The 12,971-nt window shown below is 71.1% G+C and carries 13 protein-coding genes; 5 read left to right on the forward strand and 8 right to left on the reverse strand.

The annotated features are described in order from the left end of the window. The first annotated feature begins 168 nt into the window (after window positions 1-168). Entirely contained in the window at window positions 169-1,104 is a 936-nt protein-coding gene (ypfJ, locus tag ACZ63J_RS14435; RefSeq protein ID WP_465314054.1) for a KPN_02809 family neutral zinc metallopeptidase, read from the forward strand. Between the two features lie 50 nt (window positions 1,105-1,154). Here ypfJ and ACZ63J_RS14440 read toward each other — a convergent pair whose 3' ends face one another. Continuing rightward, window positions 1,155-2,696: a M28 family metallopeptidase gene (locus ACZ63J_RS14440; protein ID WP_465400869.1), complete on the reverse strand. Its 1,542-nt coding sequence runs from the start codon at window positions 2,694-2,696 to the stop codon at window positions 1,155-1,157. An 82-nt stretch (window positions 2,697-2,778) separates the two neighbouring features. Between ACZ63J_RS14440 and ACZ63J_RS14445 the strand changes: the two genes are divergently transcribed. After that, complete coding sequence (locus ACZ63J_RS14445) at window positions 2,779-3,756, forward strand: NAD(P)H-quinone oxidoreductase (protein WP_465341616.1); 978 nt, start codon at window positions 2,779-2,781, stop codon at window positions 3,754-3,756. On the opposite strand, the gene ACZ63J_RS14450 is transcribed toward ACZ63J_RS14445, so the two are convergent. Next, window positions 3,753-4,952, reverse strand: coding sequence for a cysteine desulfurase-like protein (locus ACZ63J_RS14450; RefSeq protein WP_465400870.1), 1,200 nt, complete (start codon window positions 4,950-4,952; stop codon window positions 3,753-3,755). The two genes, ACZ63J_RS14445 and ACZ63J_RS14450, sit on opposite strands and share 4 nt — an antisense overlap. A 134-nt stretch (window positions 4,953-5,086) precedes the next feature. Here ACZ63J_RS14450 and ACZ63J_RS14455 point away from each other — a divergent pair, with 134 nt between their 5' ends. Next, window positions 5,087-5,659, forward strand: a complete 573-nt coding sequence (locus ACZ63J_RS14455; RefSeq protein WP_465314050.1) for a bacterial proteasome activator family protein — start codon at window positions 5,087-5,089, stop codon at window positions 5,657-5,659. Between the two features lie 322 nt (window positions 5,660-5,981). Here the strand turns inward: ACZ63J_RS14455 and ACZ63J_RS14460 are convergent, their stop codons facing one another. From ACZ63J_RS14460 to ACZ63J_RS14470, 3 genes are read right to left on the reverse strand one after another with little or no spacing between them, the layout of a single operon-like run. Continuing rightward, window positions 5,982-7,124: an epoxide hydrolase family protein gene (locus ACZ63J_RS14460; RefSeq protein WP_465400871.1), complete on the reverse strand. Its 1,143-nt coding sequence runs from the start codon at window positions 7,122-7,124 to the stop codon at window positions 5,982-5,984. A gap of 3 nt (window positions 7,125-7,127) precedes the next feature. After that, a complete protein-coding gene (locus ACZ63J_RS14465) occupies window positions 7,128-8,105 on the reverse strand; it encodes a spore coat protein (RefSeq protein ID WP_465400872.1) in 978 nt (325 codons plus the stop codon). Further along, window positions 8,102-8,848, reverse strand: coding sequence for a cytidylyltransferase domain-containing protein (locus ACZ63J_RS14470; protein ID WP_465400873.1), 747 nt, complete (start codon window positions 8,846-8,848; stop codon window positions 8,102-8,104). Before ACZ63J_RS14470 ends, ACZ63J_RS14465 begins: the two co-directional genes overlap by 4 nt. A gap of 41 nt (window positions 8,849-8,889) precedes the next feature. Here ACZ63J_RS14470 and pseB point away from each other — a divergent pair, with 41 nt between their 5' ends. Beyond that, window positions 8,890-9,873 carry a UDP-N-acetylglucosamine 4,6-dehydratase (inverting) gene (gene pseB / locus ACZ63J_RS14475; protein ID WP_465400874.1) on the forward strand — a complete coding sequence of 328 codons (984 nt, stop codon included), beginning with the start codon at window positions 8,890-8,892 and terminating at the stop codon, window positions 9,871-9,873. Next, complete coding sequence (pseC, locus tag ACZ63J_RS14480; protein WP_465400875.1) at window positions 9,866-10,996, forward strand: UDP-4-amino-4,6-dideoxy-N-acetyl-beta-L-altrosamine transaminase; 1,131 nt, start codon at window positions 9,866-9,868, stop codon at window positions 10,994-10,996. Before pseB ends, pseC begins: the two co-directional genes overlap by 8 nt. Here pseC and pseI read toward each other — a convergent pair. The 3 genes from pseI to ACZ63J_RS14495 are packed head-to-tail and all read right to left on the reverse strand — an operon-like array spanning window position 10,993 to window position 12,959. Then, the gene (gene pseI, locus ACZ63J_RS14485; RefSeq protein WP_465400876.1) at window positions 10,993-12,042 is read right to left on the reverse strand and encodes a pseudaminic acid synthase; all 1,050 of its coding nucleotides are present in this window, start codon (window positions 12,040-12,042) and stop codon (window positions 10,993-10,995) included. The two genes, pseC and pseI, sit on opposite strands and share 4 nt — an antisense overlap. A 28-nt stretch (window positions 12,043-12,070) precedes the next feature. Continuing rightward, window positions 12,071-12,523 carry a GNAT family N-acetyltransferase gene (locus ACZ63J_RS14490; protein ID WP_465400877.1) on the reverse strand — a complete coding sequence of 151 codons (453 nt, stop codon included), beginning with the start codon at window positions 12,521-12,523 and terminating at the stop codon, window positions 12,071-12,073. Between the two features lies 1 nt (window position 12,524). Further along, window positions 12,525-12,959 (reverse strand): hypothetical protein, encoded by a 435-nt coding sequence (locus tag ACZ63J_RS14495; RefSeq protein ID WP_465400878.1) that lies wholly within the window; start codon window positions 12,957-12,959, stop codon window positions 12,525-12,527. Window positions 12,960-12,971: the final 12 nt, after the last annotated feature.

Genomic DNA, 12,971 nt, shown 5'->3' on the forward strand with positions numbered 1-12,971 from the left:
CGACCGGCACCCACTCCCCCCAACCCCCCCCCCCCTCCCCCCCCCCCCCCCCCCCACCCCCCCCCCCCTCCTCCCCCCCCCCTTTTTCCCCCCCCCCCCCCCCCCCCCCCCCCCCCCCCCCCGCGCCGTTGGTCGGCTCGGTCCCGGACCGCACAGTACGATCTGCGCGTGAGGTTCGACGATGACGCCGGCCTGGACGCTTCCGAAGTCCAGGACCTGCGCGGTAGCGGCGGTGGTGGCGGCGGGATCGGCGGCCGCGTGGCGCTCGGCGGTGGTGGGCTCGGGATCGTGGGCCTCATCATCTACTTCGTGTTTTCCCAGCTCGGCGGCGTGAGCCTCGGCGGGGGCAGCGGCAGCGGCCTGAGCGGCGGGCTCGGCAGCGTCGGCTCCGGCCAGCAGGTCGACAACACCAAGCTGTCCAGCGAGTGCAAGACGGGCGCGGACGCGAACAAGAACCACGACTGCGCGATCGTCGCGATCGTCAACTCCGTGCAGGACTACTGGACGCAGCAGTTCGCGCGCTCCGGCTCGACGTACCAGAAGGCGCCGACGAAGTTCTTCAACGGCGGCGTCCGCACCGGGTGCGGCAGCGCCACTTCGGACACCGGGCCCTTCTACTGCCCGGCCGACTCCGACGTCTACATCGACCTGTCGTTCTTCGACGAGCTGAAGACCCGCTTCGGCGCGCAGGGCGGCCTCTTCACCGAGGCGTACGTGCTGGCCCACGAGTACGGCCACCACGTGCAGAACCTGCTCGGCACGTCGAAGAAGGGCACCGGCACCGGCCCGACCTCCGGCTCGGTGCGCCTGGAACTGCAGGCCGACTGCTACGCCGGCGTCTGGGCCAACCACGCCTCGACCACGCCGACCGAGAGCGGCAAGCCGCTGATCACCGACGTCACCCAGGACGACGTCGCGTCGGCGCTGGACACCGCGTCCCGCATCGGCGACGACTACATCCAGGAGAAGCTCGGCGGCGGCCAGGTCGACCGCTCGAAGTTCACCCACGGCACGTCCGCCCAGCGCAAGAAGTGGTTCACCACCGGCTTCCAGACCGGCGACCCCGCGCGCTGCGACACCTTCGGCACCAGCAACTTGGGCTGAGACACCACGAAGGGGCCGTCCCACGCGTGGGACGGCCCCTTCTGTGTCTGTCAGGCGGTCAGCGCGTGCGGGTCGCCGGCGACGGCGCGAGCGGAGAAGTTCCGCTGCGCACCACGTTCGGCGGCCTTCTGCTTGGCCGTCTTGGACTTGCCCGGCTTGACGCCGTTGACGCTCTCGGTGCTCGTCGCGTAGACGCCGAGGGCCCAGGCGACACCGTCGGCGTTGCGGTCCAGCGCGACGCGGTCGATGTTGCCGAGGTTGTCACAGGCCTGGTGGTAACACGGGTCGAACGCGATGCCGGCCGTGCCGCCCCACTTCGCCGCCTGCGCCGGGGTCTTCAGGACCTCCGCGCCGGTGTCGAGACCGCCGGCCGGGATGCCCATCGCGATGAACTCGCCGTAGTCCGAACGGCCGGTGAAGTCCGTGCCCTCCAGGGACACTCCCCGCGCGGCCTGCATGAAGTCGACGAAGGTCTTCTCGATCTGCGCCGAGCCGTACGGGCCCGCACCAGCGCCGACGCCGTCGGAGTTGTCGCCGTCGTAGGCGAAGTACCCGGCGTTCGGCGAACCGATCATGTCGAAGTTCAGGTACAGCGCGATGTCGAGCTGCTGCTCGAAGCTGAGCTGGTCGACGTAGTAGGTCGAGCCGATCAGGCCGAACTCCTCCGCGCTCCAGAAGCCGAAGCGCACGCCGTTGTTGACCTTCGGGCTGCTCCCCAGCTGCAGCGCCGTCTCGAGCAGGGTCGCCGAGCCGGTGCCGTTGTCGTTGATGCCCGGGCCGGCCGGGACGCTGTCGAGGTGCGACCCCAGCATCACGACGTTGTCCTTGCGGCCGGTCTTGGTCTCGGCGATGACGTTGTAGCTGGTCCGCGCCTCCTGGAAGGCCCGCAGCTCGAGCGTCACGGACTGGCCGCCCAGCGTCGCGAGCTGCGCGCCCGCGGCCGCGGTCACGCCGCCGGTCGGGATCTTCGCGTCGGCCGGGTCCCCCAGGGTCCCGTTCAGGTCGCCGTCGGTGTTGTTGTAGACGATGGCGCCGATCGCGCCCGCGGCCGCGGCGGTCGCCTGCTTCTGCGCGAACGGGCAGCCGCCGCGCTTGATCAGCGCGATCTTGCCGGCGACGTCGGCGGTGTAGTCGGTGGCCTCGCAGCCGCTGGTGTCGTCGACCGCGACGACCGACAGCGGCGCGGTGATGCCGCCGACCGGGGTCGACGGGGTGTACTCCATCGCGATGATCGGCACGTTCGCGCCGCCCGCGGTGAGCTTCTCGGCCAGGGTCTCCGCGTAGGTGAACGGGAACTCCTGGCGGGTCACCTGGAAGCCGGCCGCCTCGAGCTTGGTGGCGATGTACTCCGCGGACTTCTTGTGGCCGTCGGTGCTGGCCGCCCGCGTGCCGCCGTTGGTGTCGGCGATCCGCTGCAGGGCGATGAGGTGCCGGTTGACGCCGTTGACGTCGACCTTCTTGACGAGCTGCTTGGCGAGGGCGGGACCGTCGGGGACCGTGTTCGCGGCGGCGGCCGGGGTGAGGCCGAGCACCAGCGTCGCTCCGGCGGCCAGGGCCACCGGAGGGAGGAATCTCTTTCTGAAGAGTGACATGGTTGCTCACCTTTGTTCCGAATGAGTAGTACGTCAATGCGTCATTCGGCGGGAACTTCGGTCGCCGGGATACAGTCGACACATGTACGCGATCACCATCCGTGACCCAGGTGACCCGGACGTTCTCGAGTGGACGGAGGTCGCGGACCCGCGTCCCGGCCCCGGTGAAGTCCTGCTGGACGTGGCCGCGAGCGCCGTGAACCGCGCCGACCTCCTGCAACGCAAGGGCCAGTACCCGCCGCCGCCCGGCGCCAGCGAAACGATCGGCCTCGAGTGCTCCGGCACGGTCGCCGAGCTCGGCGACGGCGTCGAAGGCTGGTCCGTCGGCGACGAGGTCTGCGCGCTGCTCGCCGGCGGCGGTTACGCGCAGAAGGTCGTCGTCCCGGCCGGGCAGCTGCTGCCGGTGCCCGGCGAGATCGACCTGATCACCGCGGCCGGGCTGCCGGAGGTGGCCTGCACGGTCTGGTCGAACGTCGTGATGCACGCGAACCTCGCCGAGGGCGAGACGTTCCTGATCCACGGCGGCGCCGGCGGCATCGGCACCCACGCGATCCAGGTCGGCAAGGCGCTCGGCGCGACCGTCGCGGTCACCGCGGGCTCGGCGGAGCGGCTCGAAAGCTGCCGCCAGCTCGGCGCCGACCTCACGATCAACTACAAGGAAGAGGACTTCGTCGAGGTGCTCCGCAAGGAGACCGGCGGCGCGGACGTCATCCTCGACAACATGGGCGCGTCCTACCTCGCCCGCAACGTCGACGCGCTGCGGCAGGACGGGCGGCTCGTGATCATCGGCATGCAGGGCGGGGTCAAGGGCGAGCTGAACGTCGGCGCGCTGCTCGGGAAGCGGGCCGAGGTGTTCGCCGCGGGCCTGCGCTTCCGGCCGCTTGAGCAGAAGGCGGCGATCGTCACCGACGTCCGCGAACGCCTGTGGCCGCTGGTTTCCGAAGGTCTGGTCAAGCCGATCATCGGCCAGGTCGTCCCCATGGCCGAGGCCTCGACCGCGCACCGCGCCCTGGAAGAGGGCAGCGTGTTCGGGAAGATCCTGCTGACGGCGAAGTCTTAACGGAGTTCTTCGAGGACGCGCACGAGCTGGTTGATCTCGAAGACGTTGGAGTAGTGGGCGAGCCCGATCCGCACGGCGCCGCCCACTTCTCCGACACCGAGTGACGCGAAGACGCCTGCCGCACCATAGTCGGCGAAGGCGCACAACCCCTGCGAAGCCAGGTATTCGGCGACTTCCGGCGCTTTTTTGCCCGCGACGGCGAACGCGAGCGCGGGGATCCGGCGCATCGCGTTGCCGATGACCATGATGTGCCGCAACGACAGCAGTTCCGTCGAGAGCTGCGCGAGCAGGCCCGCGTGGTACGACTTCGCCGAGCCGAGCGAGGTGACCAGCCGCTCGCGGCGCGACCCGGACGCGGCGTCGTCGAGACCCGCGAGGTAGTCGATCGACGCGATCAGCCCGGCCAGCAGCGGGTAGGCGTGCGGGCCCAGCTCGAGCCGGGCCGCCCCGCGCGCGGCGGGGTCGAGCGAGACGGACGAGATGCGGTCGATCAGCTCGGGGTCGCGGAACACCAGCGCCCCGACCGAAGGCCCGCCCCAGGCCTGCGCGGACACGACCATGACGTCGGCGCCGAGCGCGTTGATGTCCAACGGCAGGAACGGCGCGGCGTACGTCGCGTCGACGACCACGAGCGCGCCGACGCGCTTGGCGAACTCGATGATCGTCGGGACGTCCGGCCGGGTGCCGACGGACCCGGACGCGAGCGTGACCGCCACGGCCTTGGTGCGCGCCGAGACGAGCTGCTCGTACTGCCACGCGGGCAGCTCGCAGGTCTCGATGTCGATCTCGCCCCACCGCACGACCGCGCCGACCCGCTTCGCGGCGCGCTGCCACGGCGCGAGGTTGGCTTGTTCGTCGAGCCGGGAGACGACGACTTCGTCGCCGATGGTCCAGCGCTCGGCGAGCGCGTCACAGAGCCGGCGCAGCATCACCGGCGCGCTCGGCCCGAGCACAACGGCGGCCGGGTCGGCCCCGACCAGGTCGGCCACGGCCCGGCGGGCCGCGGTCACGATGCTTTCCGCGCGCTGTGAGGCCGGAAACGCTCCGCCCGGCCCGGACACCGGGGCGCGCATCGCCGTGGAAACGGCCGAAGCGACCTGTTCCGGGACCAGCATTCCGGCGGCGCCGTCGAAGTGAATCCAGCCGTCACCCAGCGCGGGAAAGAGCCCACGGATACGAGCGACGTCGAACGCCATGTGGACACCGTACGGACGTGCGGTTTCGCCGTGCGTCCGGGGTTGGGTGGAGAGCCACCGGAACCCCGGATAGCCGCTACGCTCGGAGACGGACAACCCGCGGGCGTCGCGGAGCGTGGTGAACACAGGCCAGGATGGAGCACATGACCGAGCCGAACTTCCGGAAGTCGGGCACAGCGGGTGACGCCGGCCACGAATCTTCACCCCACGTGGTGGTAGTAGGACCGGACGGCACGCCCCTGCCCGCCGAAGAGGCAGAGCACGCCGAGGCGGTCGGCGACCTCATCGAAGAGCCGGCCAAGGTGATGCGGATCGGCACGATGATCAAGCAGCTCCTGGAGGAGGTCCGCGCGGCCCCGCTCGACGACGCGTCCCGCAACCGCGTCCGCGAGATCCACCAGACATCGGTGAAGGAGCTGGCGGCTTCGCTGGCGCCGGAGCTCCAGGACGAGCTGGAGCGGCTGGTCCACCCGTTCACCGACGACTCGACGCCGTCGGATGCGGAGCTGCGGATCGCGCAGGCGCAGTTGGTCGGGTGGCTGGAGGGGTTGTTCAGCGGGATCCAGACGGCGCTGTTCGCCCAGCAGATGGCAGCGCGGGTGCAGCTGGAGCAGATGCGGCGGGGGTTGCCTGCTGGGCCTTCGGCTGGGCCGGGTGGGGTTGAGGGGCATGGGCCTGGGATCTCGGGGACTGGGCAGTACCTCTGACTTTTGGCTGGGGAGGCCTTCTTTCTGGTTTAGGCCGGAGAGGGGGCCTTCGTGGCGTTTGGGGTTGGCGCTCTGACCTTCGGCTGGGGATTCCGGGATGCGGGCGGCCTTGGCTTTCGAACTGGGATTCCCGGCGGAGGTTTCCCGCTGCGCCTTCTGGCCGCGGCCGCTCCCGCGAGGAGGTTGTCCACAGACCAAGGGGGATGTGGACAACTGCTGTGGACAACTCGCTTTTCAGCGGTTTGGTCCGAGGGCGCCAGTAAACTGGACCAGGGGACGCCCCCCAAGGGAAGGGCGGGGGCCGCTGTGCGGCCCCTCGCCCTCAAGAGCGCAAGCTGCCGAAGAACTCGCGGATGTCGCCGATCAAAGCGTCCGGTTCCTCCAAAGCCGCGAAATGGCCGCCGCTCGAAAACTCCGTCCAGCGGACGATCTTGTCCGTTCGCTCCGCCAGTTCCCGGATCGGCAGGCCGATGTCGTCCGGGAACACCGCCACCGCCGTCGGGACTTCGTTCGCCGGGGGCGGGGCTCCCCAGCCTCCCGTCAGGGCCGCGTACAGGCGCGCCGAAGAGTTCGCCGTCTCCGTGAACCAATAGATCGACACGTCCGCCAAAAGATCGTCGCGGTCGATCAGGTCGGCTTTGGTGTTCGAGAACGAGCGGAACTTCTCCGCGATCCAGGCCAGCTGGCCCGCCGGGGAGTCGTGCAGGCCGTACGCAAGCGTTTGCGGCTTGGTCGCCTGGATCATCGCGTACCCCGTTCCCGACGCCGCGAACGCCTGGCTCTTCTCCAGGGAACGGCGGCCGAGCTCCTGGTCCGGCAGGCCGGACAGGTCCGCCTGCGTCCGGGCCACCGCCGACGCCAGCATCGTCACGTGGATCCCCAGCAGCCGCGTCGGGAACTGGACCGCCAGTTCGCGGGAGATGATCGCGCCCCAGTCGCCGCCGTGGGCTCCGAAACGGTCGTAGCCCAGGCTTGTCATCAACGTCGCGAATGCCCTCGCCACGCGGTCCGGGCCCCAGTCCGGGGTCGGGGTCGGGCCCGAGAAGCCGTAGCCCGGGATCGACGGCACCACCACCGTCAACGCCGATGCCGGGTCGCCGCCGTAGGCGCGCGGGTCCGTCAGGGGGCCGATCACGTCCAGGAACTCCACCACCGAGCCCGGCCAGCCGTGCGTCAGCAGCACCGGCGTCGCGTCCGGCTCCGGGGACACCACGTGCAGGAAGTGGACGTTCGTGCCGTCGATCGTCGCCGTGAACTGCGGGAACGCGTTGAGCCGCTCCTCCTGCGCGCGCCAGTCGAAGCCCGTGCGCCAGTATTCCGCCAGCTCACGCACGTAGTCCACCGGCGCCCCGAGCCGCCAGCCCGCCTCCGCCGGCTGGTCGGGCCAGCGGGTGTTCGCCAGGCGGGCGCGGAGGTCGTCGAGCTGGGTCTGCGGGACGTTGATGCGGAACGGGGTGATCGTCATGCCTCAACGATAGGAAACACCGCGGACAGATCCGGTCCTCGATTCGACGGAATCCAGCACCCGGTCCACACCGAGGCCATCCACTGTGGACGACGCCGCCGACGACAGCCGACCGCGAAGCGCCGCGTCGGACAACAACGACCTCAGCACCGCCGTCACCGAAGGCAGCCGCTCGGCCAAGGTTTCCGCGGGGCCGAGCCCTTCCGCCAGCCCGAGTTCCAGAGCGGCCTGATAGCCCGGTTCCTGGTTGTCGACCAGCCGCACCGCCGCCGTCGGGACGCCGAGGCAGCACAGCTCCACGAACGTCACGCCCGCCGCGCTGACCGCGACGTCCGTCGTCGCGAACAACTCCAGCAGCGCGGGGCTCGGCGCCGCGACCCGGACCGACTGGTCCGCACGCAGGTCGGGCACCACGGGCTCGCCGCGCACCAGCACGTCCGCGACGAACGGCAGTTCCGTGTCGCGAAGCGCGCGAAGCAGCAATTCGACCGTCGCCGTCCACTGGGCTCCGCCGCCCAGGGCCACCGTGACGTGCAGCGGCGGCGCGGAAGAGACCCGGCGCGTACGCCGCACGGCGTCCCGAAGCGGCGCGTACGCGATTCCGCGCAACAGGACGTCCGAGCCGTCGTCCGGACGCGGGCCCGGCGCGAAGCCCGAGTCCACGACGATGTCCGCGGGCCGCCTTCCGAAGACGTCGTCCTCGATCGACACCAGTACGGCTCCGGCCGCGTTCACCTCCGCACGCAGGTCACCGAGGCCGTAGTGGTCGACGACCACCGCGTCGAACCCGGCCGCGGCAAAAGGCGCCCGCGAGACACTCAGCTCGTCGAAGCGCGAAGCGAGCCACTCCGCGTTCTCGACGTCGCCCGCGAACGCGACCGAATACCCGCGCGCCACCGCCCGCTCGGCGTAGGCGACCATCCGCGCGACGTGCCCCGCGCCGATCGACGCCGACGCGTCCGCGCGCAGCAGCAGCCTCACCGGCCGACCTTCTTCTGCTCGACGTGCGCGTTCAGCGTCACCAGGTCCGGCCGCGACCGCAGCAGCGCGACCACGGCCCGCCAGTCGCCGACGCCGTCGCCCAGCTCGTCGACGACGGCGGAAAGCAGCGACCAGTCCTCCGCGGTGTCCAACGTCACCCGCAGGTCGTCGGCCGCCGGGCTCACCACGATCCCCGTGCACGAATAGCGCGAAGGGTCCGCGTAGATGCCCGATGTGACGTGCTCCCGGTGCGCGCCGACCGCCGTCGAGACCTGCTCGAGAAGCACGTCGGCCCGCACCAGCTCGGCGTCGAAACCGCGCGGCAGCGTCCGGACGAGCGTGGTGCTCACGTAGTCGAGCGACGGCTGGGCGCGCCACAGCGTCGCGAGCTGGCCGATCAGCGCCGGGTCGAGGAGCGGGCAGTCGGCGGTGAGCCTGATCACGGCGTCTGCCGGGTGCTCGGCCAGCGCCAGCCCGAAGCGGTCGAGGACGTCGTCGAGCGGGCCCCGGACCACCGCGGCGCCGCACTGGGCCGCCTCGAGCGCGACCTCGTCGTCCGAAGCGTCCGAAGACGTCGCGACCACCACCTGGTCGACGCCGGGTGCGGCCGCCGCGGCCCGGACGACCCACCCCAGCACGCTGCGGCCGGCCAGCGGGCGCAGCACCTTGCCGGGCAGCCTGGTCGAGGACGACCGGGCCTGGATGACGGCGTTGACCACGGGTGCTGCACGCATGGGTGACATGATGGCCGACGGCCACAGTCACCGAAACGCGGAGGTCAACGATGTCCGAGCTGGATGGCTCCAGCGTCCTGCTCACCGGCGGGACCGGTTCCTTCGGCAAAGCGTTCATCGCGCACGCGCTCGCCGAACTGAACCCGAGCCGGCTGGTCGTGCTCTCCCGCGACGAGCTGAAGCAGTACGAAGCCCGGCAGTTGTTCAACGACGACCCGCGCCTGCGCTGGTTCATCGGCGACATCCGCGACCGCCGCCGGCTCGAGCGCGCCATGCACGGCGTCGACTACGTCGTGCACGCCGCCGCGCTCAAGCAGGTCGACACCGGTGAGTACAACCCGTTCGAGTTCGTCCAGACCAACGTCGTGGGCTCGCAGAACGTGATCGAGGCCGCGATCGACACCGGCGTCAAGAAGGTCGTCGCGCTGTCGACGGACAAGGCGTCCAGCCCGATCAACCTCTACGGCGCCACCAAGCTGTGCGCCGACCGGATGTTCATCAGCGGCAACCACTACGCGGCCGCGCACGTGACGCGCTTCTCCGTCGTCCGCTACGGCAACGTCATGGGCTCGCGCGGCAGTGTCATCCCGTTCTTCCGCAAGCTGGCCGAAAAGGGTGAGTCCCTGCCGATCACGCACAAGGACATGACCCGGTTCTGGATCACGCTCCCGCAGGCCGTGCAGTTCGTCGTCGACTCGTTCGACCAGATGCACGGCGGTGAGCTGTACGTGCCGCGGATCCCGAGCATGCGGCTGGTCGACCTGGCCCAGGCGATCGCGCCGGGCAGCGAGATGCACGAGGTCGGCATCCGCCCGGGCGAGAAGCTGCACGAGGAGATGATCGCCCCCGACGACGCGCGCCGGACGGTCCAGCTCAAGGACCGATACGTCGTGCAGCCGCACCTGGCGGGCTGGGGTTACCAGGAGCCGGCCGGCGGCACCCCGATGCCGGAGGGCTTCGCCTACCGCTCGGACACGAACGACCTCTGGCTGGACGCGGAGGAGCTGCGCGAACTGGTCGAGCAGTATGGCTGACTTCCTCCCCTACGGCCGCCAGTCGATCAGTGACGAGGACATCCAGGCCGTCGTCGACGTGCTGCGTGGCGACTGGCTGACCACCGGCCCCGCCGTCCAGCAGTTCGAAACGGACCTCGCGGCGCACACCGGCGGAACGCCCGCGGTCGCCGTCACCTCGGGCACGGCCGCCCTGCACGTCGCGTACGCGGCGGCCGGGATCAAGCCGGGCGACGAGGTCGTCACCAGCCCGATGACGTTCGTGGCGACAGCCGCGACCGCCGCGCTGTTCGGCGCGAAGGTCGTCTTCGCCGACGTCGAAGCGGACACCGGAAACCTCGACGTCGAGGCGGCGAGAGCGGCGGTCACCGACCGCACGAAGGTCGTCGCCGCCGTCGACTACGCCGGCCACCCGGCCGAGCTGGACGCCCTCGGCGAAATCGCCCACCACGCGGGCGCACTGCTCCTGGAGGACGCGGCGCACTCCGTCGGCGGCTCCTGGCAGGGCCGCACGGTGGGGTCGATCGCCGACCTGACGACGTTCTCGTTCTTCCCGACGAAGAACCTCACGACGGCCGAAGGCGGCGCCGTCGTCACGCCCGACGACAACCTCCTGGACCGCGCCCGGAAGTTCCGCAACCACGGCCTGGTCCGCGACCGCGCCGAACAGCGCTACCCGAACGAAGGCGCCTGGCACCAGGAAGTCCACGAGTTCGGCCTGAACTACCGTCTGCCGGACGTCCTCTGCGCGCTCGGCAGCAGCCAGCTCACGCGGCTCGCGGAGTTCAAGAAGCGCCGCGCCGAGATCCACGCGCGCTACACAGCGGCCTTCGCGGACGTCGACGGTGTCGCGACGCCGCCGAGCCGACCCGGCGCCGATCCCGTGTGGCACCTCTACCCGCTGCGGGTGCTCGAAGGCCGCCGCAAGGCGCTGTTCGAGCACCTGCGCGGGGTCGGCATCGGTGTCCAGGTCAACTACATCCCGGCCTACTGGCACCCGGTGTTCGAGGACCTCGGCTACCGGCGCGGGCTCTGCCCGAACGCCGAGGCGTACTACGAGCAGGAGCTCTCGCTGCCGCTGTTCCCGTCGCTGACGGACGCCGACGTCGACCGCGTCGTCGACGCCGTGCGCGCGTTCTTCTAGACGAGATCCCAGGTCAGGGGCGTGCCCTTCGCGGCGTCGACGCGGAAGGTGCGCCCCACCACGGCCGTGATCTCGGCCGGGGCCAGCCCGCCCGCGGGCCGGATCGACCGGACGTTCGCCGTGGTGACCTCGTCCCCGGCGCGGACGTCCTCGACGACGTAGAGGGACCGGCGCAGCCGCAGCCCCTCCTTCTCGCTCTCCCGCGGGCCCAGCACGGGCTGCCCGAGGGCCTCCCACGCGCGGTGCGTCTCGGTGACCAGCGCGGCCAGCTCCGACGGCTCCAGGGAGAACTCCGAGTCGACCCCGCCGTCCGCGCGAGCGAGCGTCACGTGCTTCTCGATCGCCACCGCGCCCAGCGCGACGGCCGCGACCGGCGCCCCGATGCCCGGCGTGTGGTCCGACAGACCCACCAGCGTCTGCGTCAAGCCCGCGAGCAGCGGCAACCCGCGCAGGTTGCTCTCGGACGGCGAAGCCGGGTAGCTCGCCGTGCAGCCGAGCACGATCAGCTGGTCGTTGCCCGCTTCGCGCGCTGTGCGGACGGCCGCGTCGATCTCGGCGACGTTCGCCATGCCGGTCGAGATGACCAGCGGCTTGCCGGTGCGCGCACACAGCTCGATCAGCGGCAGGTCGACGATCTCCGACGACGCGATCTTGTACGCCGGCGCGTCCAGCGACTCCAGCAGCTCGACGGCCGTCGGGTCGAACGGGCTGGAGAAGATCTCCAGGCCGCGGGCCCGGGCGCGCTCGAAGATCGGCGCGTGCCATTCCCACGGCGTGTGGGCCTTTTCGTACAGTTTGTACAGGTTCTCGCCGCCCCAGAGGGAGTGCGAGTCACCGATCCGGAACGCCGGGGTGTCGACGTCGATGGTGATCGTGTCCGGGCGGTAGGTCTGCAGCTTGACCGCGTGCGCGCCGGTCTCCGCGATGGCGTCGACGATGGCCAGCGCCCGGTCCAGGTCGCCGTTGTGGTTGCCGGACATCTCGGCGATCACGAACGGCGGGTGGCCCGGGCCGATCTGGTGCGCGCCGAACCGGATGTCGTGCATGGTGCCTCCCCGGGGTGGAGCGATCAGGTCAGCCCAGAGTCTTGCGCAGCTGCCGGAAGCCGCCGACGGCAGGCGCGGCTTCGGTGTACCCGGCGTGGTCGAACAGGGCCGCCGACGCCGCGTTGTCCTGGTGCACGGCGGCCAGCACGACCTTCACGCCGATGCGTTCCCGCAGCGCCCGCTCCCCTTCGGCGAGCACGCCGCCGGACAGGCCGCGGCCCCGGCTCTCCGGGGCGAGCGTGATGCTGACCTCCCAGCCGTCGCCGTCGCGACGGTCGAACCGGACGGTGCCGACCGGCGCGTCCTCGTGCTCGACGACCAGCAGCAGCCGCTCCGGGTCCGTCAGCACCCCGCGCAGCCAGCCCAGGTGCTCGGCGAGGGCGACCACGGCCGTCGAGCGGGACGACTCCCGCGTCCGCGGGTCGTTGCGCCAGGCCAGCAGCAGCTCGGCGTCCGCCTCGGTGGCTTCGCGGGCGCGCAACCTACTGGGCGACCGGCTCTTCGACGCGGTCCTCGAGGCGGCGCAGCCGGTCTTCGTAGCGGGAGATGCCGGCGAGCCGGACGCGGATCTGCGCGTGCTGGCGCTGGATCTCCTCGATCAGCGTGCGCGCTTCCGCGATCTGCGGCGCGTCGGCGTTCGGCACCAGCGAGATCGACTCGCGCAGCGTCTCCAGGCGGCCTTCCTGCGCGGCCACGTGCGGGATCAGCCGGTCGAGCTCGGCGCGGGCCCAGCGCAGGTCACCCCGGGCCTGCTCGAGGTTGTGCTCGGCGCTGTCGAGCCGGCGCCGGTGGTCGGCGGTGGCGTGCTCGAGGTTGTTGACCCGCTCGGCGAGCCCGCGGGTGCGCTCGTCCACGCGGAAGTCGACGACCCGGACGATCCGCTCGAGCAGGCCTCTGCCCAGCTTCTGCACTGCCATGGAGAGTTCCTT

The organism is Amycolatopsis sp. NPDC104863 (genome assembly GCF_055582965.1).

What these genes read in the sequence shown, in the direction of transcription:
- ACZ63J_RS14440 (WP_465400869.1), bottom strand. Translation starts at nt 2,696, where the DNA reads ATGTCACTCTTCAGAAAGAGATTCCTCCCTCCGGTGGCCCTGGCCGCC.
- ACZ63J_RS14445 (WP_465341616.1), top strand. Translation starts at nt 2,779, where the DNA reads ATGTACGCGATCACCATCCGTGACCCAGGTGACCCGGACGTTCTCGAG.
- ACZ63J_RS14450 (WP_465400870.1), bottom strand. Translation starts at nt 4,952, where the DNA reads ATGGCGTTCGACGTCGCTCGTATCCGTGGGCTCTTTCCCGCGCTGGGT.
- ACZ63J_RS14455 (WP_465314050.1), top strand. Translation starts at nt 5,087, where the DNA reads ATGGAGCACATGACCGAGCCGAACTTCCGGAAGTCGGGCACAGCGGGT.
- ACZ63J_RS14460 (WP_465400871.1), bottom strand. Translation starts at nt 7,124, where the DNA reads ATGACGATCACCCCGTTCCGCATCAACGTCCCGCAGACCCAGCTCGAC.
- ACZ63J_RS14470 (WP_465400873.1), bottom strand. Translation starts at nt 8,848, where the DNA reads ATGTCACCCATGCGTGCAGCACCCGTGGTCAACGCCGTCATCCAGGCC.
- pseB (WP_465400874.1), top strand. Translation starts at nt 8,890, where the DNA reads ATGTCCGAGCTGGATGGCTCCAGCGTCCTGCTCACCGGCGGGACCGGT.
- pseC (WP_465400875.1), top strand. Translation starts at nt 9,866, where the DNA reads ATGGCTGACTTCCTCCCCTACGGCCGCCAGTCGATCAGTGACGAGGAC.
- pseI (WP_465400876.1), bottom strand. Translation starts at nt 12,042, where the DNA reads ATGCACGACATCCGGTTCGGCGCGCACCAGATCGGCCCGGGCCACCCG.
- ACZ63J_RS14495 (WP_465400878.1), bottom strand. Translation starts at nt 12,959, where the DNA reads ATGGCAGTGCAGAAGCTGGGCAGAGGCCTGCTCGAGCGGATCGTCCGG.